Origin of the sequence: Gynuella sp. (assembly GCF_050297175.1) — a bacterium.
Lineage (GTDB): Bacteria > Pseudomonadota > Gammaproteobacteria > Pseudomonadales > Natronospirillaceae > Gynuella.
Genome location: NZ_JBNKSF010000039.1, coordinates 78,262 through 98,886, shown reverse-complemented (window position 1 = coordinate 98,886; position 20,625 = coordinate 78,262). Strand labels below are relative to the sequence as shown.

Annotated in this window: 14 protein-coding genes; 5 read left to right on the top strand and 9 right to left on the bottom strand. The window is 48.2% G+C overall.

Features of this window, described 5'->3' with window-relative positions:
- Nucleotides 1–102 precede the first annotated feature (102 nt).
- Together ACQY6I_RS16605 and ACQY6I_RS16600 are read right to left on the bottom strand one after the other, a co-directional pair.
- Nucleotides 103–1,521, bottom strand: a complete 1,419-nt coding sequence (locus ACQY6I_RS16605; protein ID WP_428242619.1) for an OmpA family protein — start codon at nucleotides 1,519–1,521, stop codon at nucleotides 103–105.
- Between the two features lie 54 nt (nucleotides 1,522–1,575).
- Entirely contained in the window at nucleotides 1,576–4,695 is a 3,120-nt protein-coding gene (locus tag ACQY6I_RS16600) for a GlyGly-CTERM sorting domain-containing protein (protein WP_428242618.1), read from the bottom strand.
- A 432-nt stretch (nucleotides 4,696–5,127) separates the two neighbouring features.
- On the opposite strand from ACQY6I_RS16600, the gene ACQY6I_RS16595 reads away from it, so the two are divergent.
- Nucleotides 5,128–5,538, top strand: coding sequence for a universal stress protein (locus ACQY6I_RS16595; protein WP_428242617.1), 411 nt, complete (start codon nucleotides 5,128–5,130; stop codon nucleotides 5,536–5,538).
- 103 nt (nucleotides 5,539–5,641) lie between these two features.
- Here the strand turns inward: ACQY6I_RS16595 and ACQY6I_RS16590 are convergent, their stop codons facing one another.
- From ACQY6I_RS16590 to ACQY6I_RS16575, 4 genes are all read right to left on the bottom strand, one after another.
- Nucleotides 5,642–7,009: a sigma 54-interacting transcriptional regulator gene (locus tag ACQY6I_RS16590; RefSeq protein ID WP_428242616.1), complete on the bottom strand. Its 1,368-nt coding sequence runs from the start codon at nucleotides 7,007–7,009 to the stop codon at nucleotides 5,642–5,644.
- Nucleotides 7,002–7,628 carry a hypothetical protein gene (locus tag ACQY6I_RS16585; protein WP_428242615.1) on the bottom strand — a complete coding sequence of 209 codons (627 nt, stop codon included), beginning with the start codon at nucleotides 7,626–7,628 and terminating at the stop codon, nucleotides 7,002–7,004. Before ACQY6I_RS16585 ends, ACQY6I_RS16590 begins: the two co-directional genes overlap by 8 nt.
- Before the next feature lie 10 nt (nucleotides 7,629–7,638).
- On the bottom strand, nucleotides 7,639–9,057 hold the full coding sequence (locus ACQY6I_RS16580) for a sensor histidine kinase (protein WP_428242614.1): 1,419 nt from the start codon (nucleotides 9,055–9,057) through the stop codon (nucleotides 7,639–7,641).
- 152 nt (nucleotides 9,058–9,209) lie between these two features.
- Nucleotides 9,210–9,452 (bottom strand): hypothetical protein, encoded by a 243-nt coding sequence (locus tag ACQY6I_RS16575; protein WP_428242613.1) that lies wholly within the window; start codon nucleotides 9,450–9,452, stop codon nucleotides 9,210–9,212.
- 513 nt (nucleotides 9,453–9,965) lie between these two features.
- On the opposite strand from ACQY6I_RS16575, the gene ACQY6I_RS16570 reads away from it, so the two are divergent.
- The 3 genes from ACQY6I_RS16570 (at nucleotide 9,966) to ACQY6I_RS16560 (ending at nucleotide 15,451) form a co-directional block, all read left to right on the top strand.
- Complete coding sequence (locus tag ACQY6I_RS16570) at nucleotides 9,966–11,744, top strand: acyl-CoA dehydrogenase C-terminal domain-containing protein (protein ID WP_428242612.1); 1,779 nt, start codon at nucleotides 9,966–9,968, stop codon at nucleotides 11,742–11,744.
- Nucleotides 11,745–11,835: 91 nt separating this feature from the next.
- Entirely contained in the window at nucleotides 11,836–13,608 is a 1,773-nt protein-coding gene (locus ACQY6I_RS16565; protein WP_428242611.1) for an acyl-CoA dehydrogenase C-terminal domain-containing protein, read from the top strand.
- Between the two features lie 190 nt (nucleotides 13,609–13,798).
- A complete protein-coding gene (locus ACQY6I_RS16560; protein ID WP_428242610.1) occupies nucleotides 13,799–15,451 on the top strand; it encodes an acyl-CoA dehydrogenase family protein in 1,653 nt (550 codons plus the stop codon).
- A 7-nt stretch (nucleotides 15,452–15,458) separates the two neighbouring features.
- Here ACQY6I_RS16560 and ACQY6I_RS16555 read toward each other — a convergent pair whose 3' ends face one another.
- The 3 genes from ACQY6I_RS16555 to ACQY6I_RS16545 all read right to left on the bottom strand — a co-directional run bounded on the left by ACQY6I_RS16555 (nucleotide 15,459) and on the right by ACQY6I_RS16545 (nucleotide 18,070).
- Complete coding sequence (locus ACQY6I_RS16555) at nucleotides 15,459–15,866, bottom strand: RidA family protein (protein ID WP_428242609.1); 408 nt, start codon at nucleotides 15,864–15,866, stop codon at nucleotides 15,459–15,461.
- Between the two features lie 103 nt (nucleotides 15,867–15,969).
- Entirely contained in the window at nucleotides 15,970–16,860 is an 891-nt protein-coding gene (locus tag ACQY6I_RS16550; RefSeq protein ID WP_428242608.1) for a LysR family transcriptional regulator, read from the bottom strand.
- A gap of 508 nt (nucleotides 16,861–17,368) precedes the next feature.
- Complete coding sequence (locus ACQY6I_RS16545; RefSeq protein WP_428242607.1) at nucleotides 17,369–18,070, bottom strand: hypothetical protein; 702 nt, start codon at nucleotides 18,068–18,070, stop codon at nucleotides 17,369–17,371.
- 464 nt (nucleotides 18,071–18,534) lie between these two features.
- Between ACQY6I_RS16545 and ACQY6I_RS16540 the strand changes: the two genes are divergently transcribed.
- Nucleotides 18,535–20,619 (top strand): DUF6765 family protein, encoded by a 2,085-nt coding sequence (locus ACQY6I_RS16540; protein WP_428242606.1) that lies wholly within the window; start codon nucleotides 18,535–18,537, stop codon nucleotides 20,617–20,619.
- The last annotated feature ends 6 nt before the right edge of the window (nucleotides 20,620–20,625 follow it).

Genomic DNA, 20,625 nt, shown 5'->3' with positions numbered 1-20,625 from the left:
CTTAATCCGGACATTGCCTGATGTTGATGCTCTGACTAGGGAAGCTTTTGAACATCAGGGACCATTATCTTTTTCGTTGGCCCCTGATGTTCTGTTGGTTAATTAATTAATGCCTTTTACTATAAACTCGACCCGTCGGTTCAGTGATCGTCCTTCAGCCGTTGCGTTATCAGCCACAGGGCTCGCCTCACCATAACCTTCCGCGGTCAGACGTTCCGCTGCGATACCCTGTTCAACCAGGTAGGCTTTGACGCCGTCTGCGCGTTTCTGACTCAGAGACAGATTGTATTTTTCGCGTCCGACATTATCAGTGTAAGCATTGATATCGATGCTGATATTGTCATAACTGTTCATGATGGAAACCAGTACCAGTAATTCCCGGCGGGCATCTTCTGTCAGTTCCGCTGAGTCAGTAGCGAACTGGATATTTGACGGTTCAATAATCGCAATTTTCTGTTGAACGGTTTGTTCATAAGTCAGAGGACAACCGATTTCGTTAACGCTTTGTTCCACTGGCGTATCTGGACATTGATCCAGGCGATTGACGACACCATCAATGTCATCATCCAATTCACAGCCATTCAGGTTGACCGCCAGGCCGGCAGGGGTGTCAGGACAAAAATCCATAGAATCTGCCACGCGATCGGCATCGCTGTCTTTGTCTGCTTCACAACCTTTGTCGTTAACCTTCACACCCACTGTGGAATGGGGGCATTGGTCCTGGTAATCGGGGTAACCATCCTGGTCGCTGTCAAGCGCGCAGCCTGTGCTGTCGACCTTAAGATCTGTTGGTGTGGCAGGACACTGGTCAATGGCATCTGATACGCCATCACCATCGCTGTCTTTGGCAACTTCGCAGCCCATGCTGTCTACGGTCGCACCTGGTTTGCTGTCAGGACAGTGATCGAGTTCATCAATGACTCCATCGTGGTCAGCGTCGGCAGGCATTTCCCGTTTTGCAGGCTGCCATTCAATGCCCAATGTCAGTGACTTTGCATCGGCGGAGTAGCTGTCAAAATCCGCTCGTAGATTGAATTGCTGGTTGAGACGATAAGAAGCACCAAATCCAAACCCGAGCAGTATGGTGTTGTCGTTATTGATCGGGATATCTTCTCCGCTACTGTCAGTTGAGAAGGTAGATAATTCGCCTTTGGCAAACAGGTTGTAAGGATGGTCATAGTCCCAAAGACGGTAGAGGACCGCTGCGCTGGTGGCGTAATAATTGATATCTGTAATGGTTTTGTCCGGATCACTGTCTTTTGCAATACCTGTTGTTCCCAGTGATGCAAACGACAGTTCACCAGATAGTTTTGGGGTTAACAGATAACCGCCATGAAGGCGGAAGGTAAAACCGTTCTTGTCGGAGACGTTATAGGGAGCATTATCATCAGGCTGTGGCTCCAGATGGGACCAGCCGAGTGATCCTCCAAAGTATAGCCCGGTGGGCTTTTCTGTCCCGGCAGCTAACCCATAGCCAGATAAAAGAGTGACACAGCAAAGCAGAGTTGTGTTTTTGAGCATTCAATGTATTCCTGACAAACAAAAGCCCAGCCGAAGCCGGGCTTATTAAGATAATTATTTTTTGGATCGCAGGCACGCGAGTAGTGGCAACATCAGTAATGCCCAGATCGGCATTGAACCGCCATTGGATACGGAGACATTCACACTGCCACTGCCACTGCCACTGCCACTGCCACTGTTGTCACCGTTATCAGGGCTTCCGGTTCCCGGTGCACCAGGTGTCGGGTTGGCCTCTGTAGGTGTGTCGTCTTCGCCGTCAATAATGCCATCGTTGTCGCTGTCGGGATCCTGGGAGTTATCCAGTCCGTCGCCGTCTGCATCTCCGGGAGCTTCATCGGCGTCTGGCAGGCCGTCATTATCATCGTCAGGATCCTGGTCGTTGCCGATGCCATCACCATCAGTATCATTGTCAGTACCCCAGGCGCCATCATTAAAATCAACATCATCAGCAATACCATCACCATCAGAATCAGTGGTGTTGTCGACCTGACCATCGCCGTTTTGGTCAAGTTCGCCGTTACCAGACTCATTAATATCCGTTATGCCATCGCCATCACTGTCTGTGTCCTGAAAGTCCGGAACGCCGTCTTGGTCTGTATCGACTGGATCGGTTTCCAGAATGTCATTATCGCCCAGGCCGTCATGGTCCTGATCGGTGTTGGCTTCGGTGGCATCAGGAATTCCATCATTGTCACTGTCCAGATCCTGGTAATCGGGGAAGCCATCGTTATCGGTATCCAGGTCGGTGATCAGGGTATCCAGTGTATTGTTAGCATCAGAGTCAATGGCAATCATGGTATCTGCGACACCATCGCCGTTGCTGTCGGTAATGTTGCTGTCAATGCCATGGACAAAATCTATATCAAAAGCGTCGTCGATACCGTCACCGTCGTTATCGAGACCAGACGCTCCGTTTTCAGCGCTGTCGGCAATACCGTCGTTGTCACTGTCAGTATCCAGGTAATCGGGAATACCGTCATGATCGGTATCTGTCAGCAATGTGCTGTCTTCAATGCCATCATTGTCAGCATCAATACCGCCGGCCACAAAGTCTGGATCAGCCTGGTCTGGAATCTGATCATGATCAACATCGCTGATACCCAGCCCTGATTCACGTGAGTCTGGTCTGCCGTCGTTGTCGGAGTCCAGATCAAACAGGTCAGCAACGCCGTCACCATCGCTGTCTCTCAGGGCAACGTTATCGTCGATGCCATCATTGTCGGCATCCACGCCAGCGGTGATATCCACATCCAAAGAGTCGTTAATGCCATCACCGTCGCTATCCGTGCTGGTAAAGCCACTTTCAAGTCGATCCGGTATGCGGTCATTGTCTGAATCCGGATCCAGGCTATTCACCAGGCCATCACCATCGGTGTCTTCAATGGAGGATTCCAGGTTGTCAGGGACGCCATCATTGTCGTCGTCAGAGTCGGCATGGTTGCCGATACCATCGTGGTCAGTATCGGTATCTTCCGCTGGGTCGGTTGGGAAGGCATCGTCGTCATTCAGGGTGCCGTCGCCGTCAATGTCATCGTCGGTGGCGTCGGAAACGCCATCGTTATCCTGGTCGGCCGGTACGCTTGAAGCATCCAGTGGATCGGTGCCGGCAGCATTTTCGTCGCTGTCGGTGTAGCCATCGTTATCGTCGTCATTGTCGGCATTGTTGCCGATACCATCGTGGTCGGTATCGGTATCTTCCGCTGGATCGGTTGGAAACGCATCGTTGCCATTCAGGGTGCCGTCGCCATCGATGTCATTATCGGTGGTGTCAGAAATACCGTCATTGTCTTGATCGGCCGGTACGCTTGAATCGTCCAATGGGTCGGTGCCGGCGGCAGTTTCGTCGCTGTCGCTGTAGCCATCACCGTCGTCGTCATTATCGGTATTGTTGCCGATGCCATCGTGGTCAGTATCGGTATCTTCTGCTGGATCGGATGGAAAAGCGTCGTTGCCATTCAGAGTGCCGTCGCCGTCAATGTCATCATCAGTGGCATCAGACACGCCGTCATTGTCCTGATCGGCTGGTACGCTTGAAGCATCCAACGGATCGGTGCCGGCAGCAGTTTCGTCGCTGTCGCTGTAACCATCACCATCGTCGTCTTTGTCAGCATTATTGCCGATGCCATCGTGGTCAGTATCGGTATCTTCCGTTGGGTCGGTTGGGAACGCATCGTTACCGTCCAGAGTTCCATCGCCATCCTGGTCACCGGCGGTAATGGTGAAGTCGCTGTATTCATAAATAAAGCCAGGTGCAACAGGTGCAGGTGCGATTGCGTAGACCGTAATGGTGTGTTGTCCATCGCTGAGTCCCAATAGGTCACAGCTCCAGTGGCCTTCACTGTTACTGGTGGTGGTGCAGCTTTCTACTCCATCAACATAAACAGCAATGTCTGCTTTGGCGCTAGCCGATGTTCCGGAAACGGGTACGCTGCTGCTGTTGTAGGTAGCAATATCGACTGACCCCAGAGCAGAAGGTTTATGGGTGAAGGGCACTTCAAGGGTATAGAAACCGGGTGTCAGATTACCATCCATGTAAAATGCGCTGCTGACATTGGCATCTGTACTGTGAGCACGGGTGTAATAAACAGTAAAGGAGGAGGTTTCCGAAAAAGCGATGGAAGCAGCTGCCTGAGGGTCTGTAACATCATGAGCGCCAAGCCCCTTTAAAACCATATTTTTTGAACTGAGATCCGGTACGATTTCGAGATCGTGACCGAGGTTGATGCTGGCGCTGGCAATATGTTCCAACGGCGAAAATACGGTTTCATAGTCGCCGTCACTCCAGCCATCAATGTCTTTGATCGTGAGCACGCTGGATAACGTAACCGGAGTCTGGTCGTCGTGGTTCACAAAGCTATAGCGGATTTGGGCTTCGTAGTTATCCTGACAGACAACGCAATTTGTGAGATTGCGATTGAGATAAACCACCAGATCGTCACCGGATATTCCCGTCTCAACGGTTCCTGGGAATGTGTTCATGAGTTCCACTTGAACATCGACGGCGACGCCTTCGCTGGTCAGTGCAACATTGCTCCAGGTTCTGGGCGTATGAAGCTCCAGAACTTCGGTGGCACTGCTGTTATCGGAGTCCTGGCTGAACGCAATATCCGTAACTGCGGCAGGTGTGTATATGGTCAGGCATAACAGCACACAAAAGCCGAAAAATTGGCGCACTTTACATCTCCTTTTTTAATATTTGAGAATGTATTTCACACTTCTCATTCATAAAGTCTATTGACAGATTGCTTTATAGATCAGTCGATTAGGGCTCCAAAGCAAAAATGAGACCGATTTGTGTCATTTTTTTGGATGAGCTGTTTTACGTATATACAAAAATTAACAATAAGGAAGAAAAAGACCTCAGAGGCCAGTTGATTGGCAAGCTTTGAGGGAATTTTGGTAAAAATTAAGAAATTGAGAGAGCGTGTATTTTTTTGTTTGTCATTGGTTGCTGTGATCAGTGTTTCATTGTGTGATTAAGTTCTCACTGATGTTTTGTAAAAAAAATCGACAAATGGTTGGTGCTTTTTTAGTCGAGGCTGACATTGAGAAATGTACGATCATAACTATGCTTATAAAACCGCTATTTAGCAGGATGGTGCAATTATGTATAAGAAAGTTCTAGCTCCTGTTGATCTCAAGGAGAATGGTTATTCTCCGGAAATTGCCAAAACGGCGTTGGCCTTGGCCAGGGCTGAAGATGCGGAAATATATCTGGTGAGCGTATTAAATGGGGTGTCATCAGCGTCGTCGGAATTCGAGCAGTTTGAAGAAAAGTTGATGGCTTTCGCTGAACAGCATATGGGGGTGGATGAGCGGGTATCTCTGCATGTTCTCCTGGGGAATGCCAGTGAGGAGATCCTGAAGTTTGCCAAGGCAAAAGCGTGCGACCTGATCATTATTGCCAATCACAAACAAACCACCAATATGCTGGGTAACCCGGGTTTTGGCACGATTACCGCGAAAGTGGCGGTTCAGGCTGCCTGCTCTGTTCTGATTGTTAAGGCCAGCGGTTAGTCGGCAATTCGATCAGGGCGTTCTGTACCGCAGGGGTGTCCCATGCTTTTGTGATGGAGCCGCACAGATATGGCTCCCGGATTATCGGAGGGATTCTCCGACATCAATGTTTTACCGTTTTAAAATCGTCGCTGCTGAGCTCATGCTTCTTCATCAGTTTATAGAAATCCGTACGGTTCCGGCCTGCCAGTTCTGCAGCTCTGGAGACGATCCCATCGGTCATTTTCAATACCCGAACAATATACTGGCGCTCAAATTCATCTCTGGCTTCTGACAGTGCGGGCCAATGCCCGGAGTTTTGCAGTAGAGCCTGTTCCACTAGTGATTCGCTGACCACCGGAGTGTGCGTCAGGGCGACGCACTGTTCCACCACGTTAACCAGTTGGCGGATGTTGCCGGTCCAGTTGGCACCGCATAGTTTCAACATGGCAGCATCGGCAAAGCGGGTCACGTTGACGCCGTGTCTATCTGCTGTTTTCAGCAGAATATGGCGTACCAGTAGCGGAATATCTTCCGGCCGTTCCTTCAGACTGGGTAGTTTGAGATTGACCACATTCAGGCGATAGTAGAGGTCTTCACGGAAGCTGCCGTCTTTCATGGCGGCCAGCAGATCCCGGTGTGTCGCGGACAATACTTTGACGTCCACCGGAATGCTCTGGCTGCTACCGACCGGACGCACCATGCGTTCCTGCAATACCCGTAGCAGTTTGACTTGCAGAGGTGCAGGCATATCACCAATTTCATCAAGAAACAGGGTTCCGCCTTCTGCTGCGCGGAACAGGCCTTTATTTTCACTGACGGCTCCGGTGAAAGCACCTTTGGTATGGCCAAACAGTTCTGATTCCAGCAAGTGTTCCGGCAGGGCACCACAGTTAATGGCCACGAATGGTTTGTCCGCCCGGTGACTGGCTTTATGAATTGCCCTGGCCAGCAACTCTTTACCAGTACCGCTGGCGCCGGTGATCAGTACGCTGACATCTTTCTGTGCCACCCGGTAGGCCTGATCCAGTACTGCTTTCATCAGCGGGCTGTGAGAAATGATTTCGCTGCGCCAGCTGTCTTCGACGGTACCGTTGCTCTGTAACAATGCTTTTCGCAGAGCCTGACGCAATTGTTGATGATCAATCGGTTTGGTGATGAATCCGAGTGCTCCTTTTTCCGTAGCATCCACGGCATCGGCGATAGAACCATGAGCCGTCATGATGATCAGCGGTAGCGACGGTATTTTTCGGGCCAGATAATCAAGCAGATACATGCCATCTTTACCGGGCATGCGCAGGTCGGTCAGTACCAGTGAAAACTGCTGTTTAGAGATACTGCGAACAGCTTCGTCCGCATCTGCTGCGGTGATAATTTCATAGCCTTCGCTTTCCAGACGAATGGTTAGCAGCCGTAATAGGCTGGGGTCATCATCCACCAGCAATATTTTGGGGCGTTGTTGTTGGATCAGATCTTCTGCCAGGTTACTCACTTTCCGTACCCTCCTGCGTATTGGATTCAACATCATTGAGTTGTTGTTCTATTTCTGTCAGTGCATCAATTTTTTTCTGTGTCTGTACCAGCTTGCTTTGCAGTTGTTTGAGCTGTTTTTGCTGTTGCTGGTTTTGAGTAACCAACTGACGGGTTTTGAGTTCCTGTTCGATTAGCCGTTGGTTTTGTGAGGCATACATAAAGATCAGGTTGCCCAGTGGATTGGGCAGGGTGGATGCCTTGTCGAATAAAAGAATCTGGTTATCAATCCGCTGCTGCAACGGTAGTGTCGGAGCGGTGTTTAACAGCAGTCGTTTGAGTTCGTCGGGGGATGACGCATTCAACGTATCCAGGCGTTGAATGCGCTGTTCTTCGCTGAGAGTGGGAATTTCCGCCAGATAGTTCTGCCAGGCTATGGTGTTGCAGAGGTTGGCCGACAGATCGATATCGTTCAGATCGTCATCGCAGTTCGTCACTGTTCGACCGCCATCCGCGGCGATGGATGAGTTTGCCACAGAGGCATCGTCCGTCTGTGTCGGTGACTGATGAATTGGTTTCAGGTCCTGCAGCTGACAGGAACATAACAGCCCCAGAACAAATAGATACCAGACTTTTCTCACACGGTTTTCCTTAAAGTTGTGGTAACGAAATGATGACACCAAACTGATACTGCTCAGATTCCAGCAACTCGGCTTTACCGCCCAGTAATCGGGCGCAGTCATGGACGATGGAGAGACCCAAGCCAGTACCTTTGATGGCATCCTGTCTGACGGCTCCACCCCGATGAAACGGTTTAAACAGCAGTGGTCCCTGATCAGCCGGAACTCTCTCACCGGTATTGGCTACTATGAGTATGGCCTCCCGGTTTTGTCTGCTTAAGCGAATCAGGACTTTACCATTCTGTTCGCCATAGGCTTGAGCATTACTCAACAAATTGTCGAGAATGCGTGTAAATAATTTGTGGTCGGAGTATATATCTGACAGGTCACATTCAACGGTAACCTGTTGCTGGCGTTTGCGAAAAGCCAGATCGTAAATGGACAGGCACTCCTGGATCAGGTCATTCGGATTCAGAGATACCAATGTTGGCGCTGTCTGTTGCAACAAATAGTTGTAGTCGAGCAACTGATCTGTCAGGTGCCGTAAGCGGTCGACGCCTTCGTCCAGTAGTTTGATGACCTCGATTTGTTGCTGGGTTAACGGACCGGCCAGTTGCTCAGATAGAATTGAACAGCCTTCCTTAATGCTTGAGAGTGGTGTCTTCAGTTCATGGGCGGCGTGTCGCAGGAATGCCTGACGCAGCGATTCCAATTGTTCCAGTCTCGCCGACAGCCAGTTCAGGCGTTCATAAATCAGTTGAAACTCTTCCGGACCGACGAACTTTTCACTCTTATCATGGTGAGCATTTTCGCCGGCTCCAATAAGCTTGATTTTTTCCTCCAGCAGTTTCACCGGTGCTGCCAGGCGACCACTCATTAAGACAATCAATGCAAAAGTGGCCAGTACCAGTGAGACCAGCAGTATATTCATGCGTCGCTGCTGCTGCTCAACATACTCTCGTTGTTGCTCAATGGACTGGTCAAGATAAGACCATACCGATGTCATCAGTCGTTGCTGTTGTTGTCGGGTCTGGTTAAAGATAGGGTCGAGTTGTTTGATGTCCATGGCAGTAAAATTACTGGTTAGCATGCCAATTTGTTGTTGCTGGGTGCTGCAAAACGCAGTCAGGTCCAGGGGGGATACCGCACAGAGCCGTTGTTGCAGATCCTGATATTTTTTCAGATGGGCATTTGCAAGTTCTGCCAGTGCGTCGGTTTTGACAATGGTGAATTGTTTGATGGCGCGCTCGATATCAATCAGCAGATCGTCCATGGTTTCGGCATTACGGACCAGATCGCTGGATTGTTGGGAATAGGCGATGGATGAGCGACTGATCTGCCGCAGAACCTTGGTGCTTTGCCAGAGCAACACGGCCAGAGGGATCAGTGAAACAAAAAAACCGATGAGAATCAGTTGGCGTAACGATGAGGGTTGAAAACGTATATTCATATTCCTTTGGAAGATACCTTTAAAAAAAATAAGATTTTTCAAAGGTATCTTAACAATGACAGGGCGGATAAGGCTTACCAAATTATGAGGCGTACATAAGATTTCTTTGGGTTGCCTTATCCTTGCCAGACTGCCCTGTAAACTAAAACTGATTAATTGGTGGTTTCACCGAACTGGCTGAACTCGTCTTCAGACAACATTCCGTCTTGGTCGGTATCCAGGCTGTTGAATTGTCCTACCAACGCGTCATAGGAAACAGCTTCTTCTGAGCTAATAAAACCGTCAGCGTTCATATCGATAGATTTGAAAGTAACATTGGCTGAAGCCACTTGATCGAATGCGAATGAAGTTGTAGCGGCCAGCATTAAAGATGACAATAACAGTACTTTTTTCATGAGTATTACTCCGTATTCATATGTTGAGTTGTAATTTCTATATTTATAATTTGCTTAATAGTTTCGTGACGTTTTAAGCAAGCACTCTACGTATATCAATCGCCGTGCCATCTTTAAAAAATTTATATAAATCAATGGGTTATGGTTATTTTTTGAGATGGCTCGACACGGACAGACGAAAATACTCCAAGTATCTGTCTGTTGCTGGCGACATGTAAGGAGGTTTTGTAAGAAAACCTTTAAAAATCAATAACTTAATTTGTCTCTTTTTCGCAACACTCGAAATTTTTGGGTGATTCAGGCCGCTCCTCCCGTGGGCTGTAGCGATTTTTTCGCTTGCCTGAAATTCAGTAATCACAGAGTTTCATCCTGGATTATTCACCCGATGGCGTACTTGTGTTTTGTTTTGTTGAGTGGAAAAACACTTTACTTGACGGAGGGCAATTACAAACATATGTTTCAAACAGTTGTTTGAATTCTTCAGTCGCCAACCATTATTCGAGGAAAACCACCATGCCAGAATACAAAGTACCGATGCGTGATACTCAATTTGTGCTGTATGAGCTGCTCCAAGGTGAAGCCCATTATGAAAAGCTGGGCGCATCCGATGCCACCCGCGACATGATCGATGCCATCCTGACGGAAGGGGCCAAGTTCTGTGAGCAGGTGCTTTCGCCTTTGTATCAGGCCGGTGATCAGGGATGTACTTTTAAGGATGGCGAAGTCACTACTCCTCCCGGCTTTAAAGAAGCTTATGCACAGTATGTGGAAGGTGGCTGGCCGAGTCTTTCCGCATCAGAAGAGTTTGGAGGTCAGGGGCTGCCCGAATCACTTGCAACCGTATTTTCGGAGTTTGTAGCGACCGCCAACTGGGCTTGGGGGATGTATCCCGGTCTGAGTCACGGTGCCAAACACACTATCGACAAGTTTGGCACTGATGAGCAGAAAGAGACTTACCTGACCAAACTGATCAGTGGCGAATGGACCGGCACCATGTGTCTGACAGAACCGCATTGCGGATCCGACCTGGGTATCCTCAAAAGCAAGGCTGAGCCAAATGACGACGGCTCTTACGCCATCACCGGTACGAAGATTTTCATCTCCGCCGGTGAGCACGATATGGCCGAAAACATTGTTCACATTGTATTGGCGCGCCTGCCGGACGCACCTGAAGGCACCAAGGGGATATCGTTGTTTATCGTGCCGAAGTTCCTGCCCGATGGTACTCGCAATGTGACCTGTGGATCGCTTGAACACAAGATGGGTATTCACGGTAATGCCACTGCAGTATTGAACTTTGATGCCGCTAAAGGTTTTTTGATTGGCCCGCCGAATAAAGGTTTGAACTGCATGTTTACCTTTATGAACCTCGCGCGTCTGGGCTCTGCCATGCAAGGTGTGGCTGCTGCCGAGCAGTCTTTCCAGGGGGCGTTGACCTATGCCAAGGATCGTCTGGCGATGCGGTCTTTATCTGGGCCGAAAGCACCGGACAAACCTGCCGATCCGATTATTGTTCACCCTGATGTCCGCCGTATGCTGATGACTCAGAAAGCTATTGCCGAAGGCGGCCGGGCGATGATTTATTATTGTTCGATGCTGGGTGACACCATTCATCGCAGTCAGGACGAAGCTGAGATTAAACAAGCGGAAGACCTGCTGAGCCTGTTGACCCCAATTGCCAAAGCCTTTCTGACTGAGACGGGTTATGAAGCAACCAATCTGGGTATGCAGGTATTTGGTGGTCATGGCTATATTGCTGAATGGGGGATGGAACAGATTGTCCGCGATACCCGTATTGCCACGATTTACGAAGGTACGACTGGTATTCAGTCGCTTGATCTGCTGGGTCGAAAAGTGCTCATGAGTCAAGGTGAGCTGTTGCGTCATTTCACCAAAATCATTCACAAATTCTGTCAGGCCGAAGCAGATAATGCTGATATGAAGGAATTTGCTGAGCCACTGGCGGCCTACAATAAAGATTGGGGCGATGTCACCATGCAGATTGGCATGAAAGCCATGCAGGATCGTGAAGAAGTAGGGGCGGCATCTGTCGACTATCTGATGTACTCAGGCTATATCACACTGGCATATTTCTGGGCTGCTATGGCCAAGACTGCGCAAGCATCCCTGGTCGCAGGAACGTCAGATGAAGATTTTTATAAGGCCAAGCTGGCAACCGCAAGATTTTACTTCCAGCGGATTTTGCCGAGGGCCGACGGGCATAAAGGGGCCATGCTCAATGGTGCCGAGACACTGATGGCGCTGGATCCGGAACATTTTGCGTTTCTATGATCATCGCGTGCCGGGCAGTATGCCCGGCACAACTGTCTGATCATTCTATTCAGTAGCCCGCTGAGCAATAACAATAAAACAGGTAATGATGATGGCTGAATTCAAAGCACCTATTCGTGACATGCAATTTGTCCTCAATGAAGTGTGGCAGGCACCGGAGTTGTGGGCATCAATGGAGAATACTCAGGAAGTAACACCCGATCTGGTCAGTGCGATTCTGGAGGAAGGTGCCCGGTTATGTGAGAACGAACTGGCACCGCTGAATCGTAATGGCGATGAGGAAGGCTGTCACTGGCAGGACTCTGTCGTGACCACTCCCAAAGGATTTAAGGAAGCCTATCGGTTGTATGCCGAAAATGGCTGGACCGGTCTTGGTGGCAGTCCGGAATATGGCGGTCAGGGAATGCCGAAGATGCTGACGGTGATGTTTGAGGAAATGCTGTTTTCCGCCAACACTTCGTTTGGTCTCTATACCACACTGGCCAGCGGGGCCAGTATGACTCTGAATAATCATGCCAGCGAAGCACTGAAACAGCAGTATCTGCCAAAATTGTATGACGGTACCTGGGCTGGTTCCATGTGTTTGACTGAGCCTCATTGTGGAACGGATCTCGGTATTATCAAGACCCGCGCAGAACCGCAAGACGATGGCAGTTACCATCTGAATGGCACCAAAATTTTCATTACCGGTGGTGAGCATGATCTGACGGAAAATATCATCCATCTGGTACTCGCCAAGCTCCCTGATGCCCCTTCCGGTACTAAAGGTATTTCATTGTTCCTGGTGCCAAAGTTTTTGGTTAATGATGACGATAGTCTGGGAGCCCGCAATGCCGTCAGCTGTGGTTCCATCGAACACAAAATGGGGATCAAAGGCTCTGCCACCTGCGTGATGAACTTTGATGGTGCTGTTGGTTACCTGGTTGGTGAAGTGAATCGTGGTCTGCAGGCCATGTTTACCATGATGAATTACGAGCGGTTGTCGGTTGGTATTCAGGGAATCGGTCTGGGTGAAGCGTCTTATCAACAGGCTCTGGCATATGCCAAAGACCGTATTCAGGGGCGAGCTACGAACGGCCCTCGCCAGCCGGAGAAAAGTGCCGATCCGATACTGGTGCATCCGGATGTACGACGGATGTTACTGACTCAGAAAGCTTATAACGAAGGCGCCAGAGCGTTTGCCGCATATGTGGGTATGCAACTGGATGTCGCCAAGAACCATTCCGATGCTGCGACCCGCGCCCGTGCCGATGCCCTGGTTGCGCTGCTGACTCCAGTGGCCAAGGCGTATTTCACTGATCGTGGCTTTGATGTCTGTGTGCTGGGGCAACAGGTATTTGGCGGTCATGGATATATTCGTGAATGGGGTATGGAGCAGTATGTTCGTGATGCCCGTATTACCCAGATCTATGAAGGTACCAACGGGATTCAGGCGCTGGATCTTATGGGTCGTAAAGTCGTGGCCAATGGCGGTGAATGGCTGAATATATATGTTGAGGAGATAGATCAATATCTGAATGGCCTCAAGTCGCCGGAGTTACAGCCATTTACAGAAGCATTGCGCAGCAGTCTGGATCTGCTCCGGCAGGCGACTGAGCAAGTGATTTCTGCCAGTCAGAAAGACCTGAATGAGATTGGTGCAGCCGGTTGTGATTATCTAAATCTGTTCGGGTTGGTGTCTCTGGGATACGTTTGGACCCGCATGGCCGAGCAGGCCATGGGTAAAGATGATGCTTTCTATCGTGCGAAACTGAAAACGGCTCGTTTCTTCATTCAGAAACTGTTGCCGGAAACCAGTGCCTACTTTGGCAAGATCAAAGCAGGCAGCGCGGTATTGATGGAGATCGACGAAGACGAATTTTGAACCTGAATCAGAGGCGCGCATGCGCCTCTTCTGTTTCACGGCAAATAGCTGTACCTGACTTTTTTATCCTACACAGTATTGCTGCTTTCAGGGAAGCCTTCTATGGCGGATAGAGGGTTGATCTGGTTAACATGATCGGCTCATATATCTGTCTATATGCCAACCACCATGACAGGGGAGGAGCATTGATATGGCCACCGAAACCCACGATGTTTTCAATCAACCAGAGCCTTTGGAAAATTATAATGCCTATACCAGTGACCGGGTGCTGCATCATTGGCTTCTGGTATTTGGCGGGAGCTGGGGTGAGGAAGCGCTGACTCAGTACGGTCATCGGGTTGGCCATGATCTGCTGGATGCCGGATTTCAAGCCAACAAATATAAGCCTGAGTTCCACAGTCATGATCGTTTTGGTCACCGTATTGATATGGTGGAGTATCACCCGGCTTATCATCAGCTGATGCAAGCGGCGATTGAGGCTGGTCATCATGCGCTGCCCTGGGTGAACTCGAAACCTGGAGCTCATGTGGTCCGGGCGGCCGTCGAGTATCTTCATACTCAGGCTGATGCTGGTTCGGGCTGTCCGTTGACGATGACATTTGCATCCGTTCCGGCTTTGCGGCAGCAGCCGGATATTGCTGGTGACTGGATTCCCAGAATCACTACCAACACTTATGATCCCCGAAATATCCCGTTTTATCAGAAGAACGGTGTGACAATCGGCATGGCCATGACCGAAAAGCAGGGGGGCTCTGATGTCCGTGCCAATACTACGCTGGCGCGACCGTTGGGGGTGCCAGGACCGGGGCAGGAATATCTGATAACCGGTCATAAGTGGTTTTGTTCCGCACCTATGTGCGATGCGTTTCTGATGTTGGCGTATAGCGATAGTGGCCTCAGTTGTTTTCTCTTGCCGCGTTGGAAGCCCGATGGCAGCAAAAACAGTTTTTATATACAGAGACTCAAAAACAAAGTGGGTAATGTTTCCAATGCATCCTCGGAAATGGAGTATCGAGATGCATTTGCCTGGATGATTGGCCCGGAAGGTCGAGGCATTAATACCATTTTGGAAATGGTGGCCATGACCCGGTTTGATTGTATGGTCGGGTCGTCGGCACAAATGCGGCTGGCAGTTGCCCAGGCCTTGCATCATACCGCAGGTCGCGCTGCTTTCGGCAAACCATTACATCAACAGCCACTGATGCAGAATGTGCTGGCGGATCTGGCTTTGGAAGCCGAAGCCGCGCTGGCCATCTCCTTACGCATTGCCCATGCACTGGATCACGCAGATGATGAGTGTGAGCGAGCATTGGTACGGATCGGTACTGCTGTTGGGAAATACTGGATCTGTAAGCGCACGGTTCAGCACAGTTATGAAGCGATGGAGTCGATTGGGGCGGTGGCGATGATTGAGGACAACGTGCTGGCGCGGTTGTACCGGGATGCTCCGGTCAATGCCATCTGGGAGGGCTCCGGCAATATTCAGTGTCTGGATGTGGTCCGGGTCATCAAGAAGGACCCGGCTTGTTTTGAGGGGCTGTTACAACAGCTTGAACCGGCAGCACAGGCTGCCAATGAGTTGCGGCTACTGATTGATCGGGTGATCAAACCGCTAGCCTCCAGTCCGGATAATCTCGAATATCAGGCCCGAACTCTGGTTGAGAGTCTGGCACTGGCCTGGCAGGCAGCCATGCTGATCGAGCACGGCGATGGACGGGTAGCTGACTTGTTTGTTCGCAGTCGTCTGGCGCTTAATCCTGGTTCTATGTATGGCACATTGCCGCCAGGCAGTGATTGTGCCTATGTGATCGAACGGGCACAGCCGAGTATTTCTGCTGACTGAGAGAGATTCATATTGCTCTGGCGACTTTGGCGATAGCCTCTATTTCTATCAAAATATCCGGTGATGCCAGAGAGGCAACTCCTACACCGGTCAGTGCGGGTCGGGATTTTCCAAGTTGTTCAGTGATAATCGGTACAATGTGGTCCATATGGTCGGCCACCTCTCCTCTGACATAAACACGCAGCTGTAGCAGGTTTTCTACAGATGAATGCGATTCTTCCAAGACGGTGACCAGGTTTTTTATGGCACTTTTGGTTTGGGAGGCAATGTCCTGGTGCTTCACGGCATGCTCCATATTCCAGTCTACCTGGCCGGATATAAAGACCAGCCCAAGCTCTGTATCAACCGTTGCCTGTGACATACCTGTTGCCGCACCATCATATAAACCGGTGGGATTGATCTTGCTAATACTCATAAAAACCTCGTTCGAGTTGACATGTTTACGGGTGTCAAAGAGTAGTGGCTGTTGCAACCGTTATCGATGAAGCTCTGCTTGTATCAGATACAAGCAAACATGATCAGTTGTCTGATAAATCTGTCGAGAGCGTGTGTCGCAGCCAGGTGATCAATGGGTCCAGACTACTGCTTGGATGATAAGCCATGACGACCTCAAATCCCGGTGGATATTTGTTAAGGGGTATCTCGAACAATCCCTCACAAGGAAGCAGGCGAGAAGGTATAAAACCTGCCATGTCTGAATGCCTTAATGCTTGTTTCGCAATATGAAAAGAGGGAACTGACAGCACCACATTGCGATGACAGCCTTGGCGTTGAAACCAGTCGTCGGCTGATCCGATAAAACTCCCCACTCCTGGTGATGTAATGACGAAATCATGCTGAATCAGTTGCTCCAGTGTGACCATCTGCTCAAGGCTGAGTGACTTGTTTGAGGTAACGCACAAGTACTTTTCGGTGAATAACGGTTCGGAGATCAAGCCTGCCGGTAGGTAACCATGACTGGTAAATACCACATCAATCTCACCCTGATGGACTTTGCTGATCAGATTGGCCGCTTCGATATTGGTTACGATAGCGTTGGTTTTGGGGGCAAATTTCCGTAGTTTTTCGAGTAACGGAGCAATAATAATTTCCTGGGTGTAGTCTGTGGCTGAAATGGTTAAGGTCCGTTCCAGTTTTTTGGGATCGATTGCATCAGATCGTGGAATTTCATTAAAGGCAGTCAGTGCTTTATAAATAAATGGTTCTATCAGCTTGGCATAGGGTGTCGGGGCCATGCCATGGCCGGTTCGCACAAACAAAGGATCTCCCAGGATGTCCCTGATGGTTTTAAGTTTGAGACTGATGGCCTGTTGGGAAACCCCTAACGATTCTGCGGCAGGTGAAATATTCCCAAACTGATACAAGGCTGCCAGTGCTTTAAGATGATGTATTTCCAGTCTCTCTATCATTCAGTGCCTCGAAGGGGTGTTCTCAAAAACAATTACGTGATGTGCCGGTATGTATATGGGGGTTAAATGCAATGAGTTGATGAAAAAAACATTGATATCTGAGTATCTCTAAAAAACATCTTTGCTGCGAATAACTCGTCAGCTCAGTCCGAAGGCGGAACTCTCTCGAATCCTTATTTATGATCTATAAACTGTGTGGTTCTGAATACGGTGTTCTCCCGTACTCATGAAAACATTTTACTTTGTGGCGGTGCCTATCTGTAAATTAACCTTTGAAGCTGTTGAAAAAAAGTATTGCATAGACAAAGAGTTTAGAGCCGGCATGCATGATGCGAGTCCAGATAGGCAGAGTTGTCGGTGAACATGTGGCTAGCGTCGACAAATGTACAGAACGCTTTTGTGTCGTTATGTGATGGATCAGCCTTAACTTATAAAACTCATTTGAAATACTGCTATTGCGTCAAATATTTCAGCCAATGACGAAGCTTTTATCAGGAGGTATATAGATTCAGGTATCTTCGTCTTGAGAAGTTTGAAAATAAAACAGTCTATGCTCTGTGATTGAAGAAACATTTGTCTCCAGGTTTGGCGTATCTTTTGATTGCACGGGTTCAATCTGGCGGGGTTCAGTCTGATGGGACGAAGTGTCGTTATAGTATTGCAGCCGTTGTTCGAGTTTTAGGTTTTCAGCTTTCAGATTTTGGCACTCTTCGTATAGTGCTTGAACCTGGAGTTTATCAAATGAACCTGCATCTGGTTCTGTATCAGTACTGTTATTTTTGTTTGGTTGGGGCATGGTTGGTTCCTCAGTTTCATGTTTCATGTATCTGGCGAGGGTGGAGCGAACATCCTGGTATATTGCGTTAATCTCCTTAGTCAGTTCTGATAAGGCATTTTGTTGATTCTGGCGTTTGAGTTTTTCTCTGCCACGGTCCCATTGATGCGATGCTTCCTGCGGATCTTTAATTGCCATATAAATATCAGATAGCAGGGTGTCTATGTTTGCCTGTGCTGCTATTAGCGCTTCTGCATTGGCAGTAAATTCCTGCTGATATTTACAAGTGCCGATGTTTTCAAAATTCCAGTAAGAGGTTTTATAGCGATAAAATTTTCGTTTCCAGTCTGACAGTGTCTCACGCTGGTCTCTAGACACATTTTCTGAAATAGCCTGAAAAAGTTTCTCTAGTTTGTAGTCATTTACCTCAGGCATCAAGACTCCTTAATCAGATAATCTGTTCTTCTTTTAGAAAAATAAAAAAAGTGTTCCGGTTGCTTGGAAATAGCGATTCGCTGTCATGTGAATGTGCCCGAATTTATCGATAACCGATTTTGCATTTTTCATAGGCGTCTTAATTCAATATAAGGAACTATTGGAAGTTCCTGAGAACTATCGTTGTTTTCAGTGTCTGTAAAAATATCTGAATAACGATGTTTTTAAGGTGGCAATTCATGTGCCACAGAATAAGGTCATGAAAAACACCGCTAAATCTATTTTGTGGGTCTCAAACCGGTCGAGAATGGCCAGTTGTGTTATGGAGGTTTACCAAATCGGCCATCGTCAGTTCTCTTGTCTATACATGACTTCTGTGAAATCAGTTGTTTTTATGCCTGGCATTCTTGTTGCTGATTCCAATCGAAGAATTACAACATTGAATTGTATTTGGGGGAGACGGAATGGATAGAGACTTTCACTATTATGGCACTTATTTGGCCGCCTGGACGGCAGGGTATAATAACAAACAAGCCAGGGCCATTGCGACCTCTGCTCAATACATCGACGACTGTACTGAAAAAGCAACCTATACGACTAACGCTTTTAAGATCAGTCAACAGGATGAATATATTTTCAAATCAAATGGAAGCAATAAGGTCTTCAGGCCCATGGTTACATCGGTATATGGAATGACCAGTTGGGCACCAACATCCAATTATGATGAAACCCGGCAGATCTGGGAACCATTTCATTTTCTACCAGGTAATTATCCGCATCAAAAATCGATAAGTGACGGCCTGCAGCTTAGGAATCCGGATTATCTTAATTCTTCCCAGGAAGAGTCCCAAAAGGACATCAGGGTTGATTGTGATACTGGCGATGGCCTGTTGACTAGACCAAACAGCGATGCTGCACAGAATATGGTGAATGAAACCCGAAAAATTGTCAGCCGTTGTTTAGATAACGAAATTGCCAATAATGCCGACAGTCAGAAATCCGCACTTAATCTTGCCGGTTGCTGCATGCATGTATTTGCAGATACTTACGCTCATCAGGACTTTGCCGGAACGTTTTCAACTCGTTTGAACGGTGTGTATAACTCAATCAGCAGTGATCCTGGAAAGTTCACAATATATGGTGAGTGGGAAAACGACCAGTGGAACCCCAAGGAAAACACCTATCGGGATATTGTCTGGCCAAAAAATGTGGTGAGTTGGGATCCATTGACGGTTTATTCTACCGTTAACAGCAGCTTCACCTCCCTGGGACATGGTCAAATGGGGCATATTCCTGATGTATCGACCGTTGCATTTATGTATCGACCTGACTGGCAGATTAAAACGGCAAAAGCGATCACACGTAATAATCCGACAACCTATCTGCAGGCATTTAAAAAAATGGTGATTGCTCTGTATTGTATTAAGAATAATGTTGAATTTAGCTGGGACCTGGAAGTTTCAGATTGTAATGGCAGGCCGCAAAGTCTTAACACCATACTGGATGCTGTCAAAAAACTCATTGCTCCTTCGATAAAAGACCGAAATGATACGCTTGTCTATGATAAAGGGCTTTGTATTGAAGGTAGTATCTGGTTCTTAACATCTGAACAGCGATGGGGGGAATGCCTGGCAGGGCTTTGCAATACTGAAAATGACAAGTATCGCGATGTACCGGGATATAACAAAGCGAAAGAAGGATGGGCGAGTAAGTTACGAACTGAGTATAAAAAAGGAGGATATAATGAAAACAATCCAATGGAAAAGGGTACTTTGATCAAGTATGACTTCGTTAACTGGAACATTGCTGCCAAAGCATTGTTCAGAATCAATTACCTGTTTTTAAGATACCAGCAGGAAGGTCGGGTGCGTATTTGCCGAAATCGATCATTATCAAAGTCGATGAATCCCATTTTTAATCTGGTCAACGAACTGGATGAGTTGTACCTCGATGACTCCGAAAAAGCAATCAATACCCGAGTGTTGGATGCTATGAACTCAGACCAGGTGGATATGGCACTCCGACCGGTTCAACAGGTTGAATATGCCGAAACCGCGATAAAGTATGGCGATCTGATCACCCTGAAAATAAACGACTTTTATGTGACTAATTCCAATACCGTGGTAAGTGATGCTGTCAACTACTACTACCCAAGACTCGCCGCCGAGGCTAACCATGCTCAGGCTTATGTCATCTATTCTGCCAGTAACGATGGCGCAAAGATTGGTACAGTCATTAAACATGGTGATGAAGTTGTCCTGCAAACGAAAGAGAATACGGTTGGTCCTTACCTGAGTTTAAGTTATGCGCAAAGAGCCTTGCAAAGTGCTTTTCCGGGATTTGATCGTTATCGCGGCTCAAGCGAAGGAAAATGGAAAATAGAAATTGTTGGTGAGAATAATGAACAGCTGCATACTAAAAAGCAGGTTACCTTTCAGAGCTTGAAAGATGGTGCTGCAAAACTGACGAATGACGGTACTACTTGCTTGAAGTTTGATACCCAGGCAGGCCGCTTCACTGTGAACCTTTATCTGATGAAAGAGTCATAGTGAAAT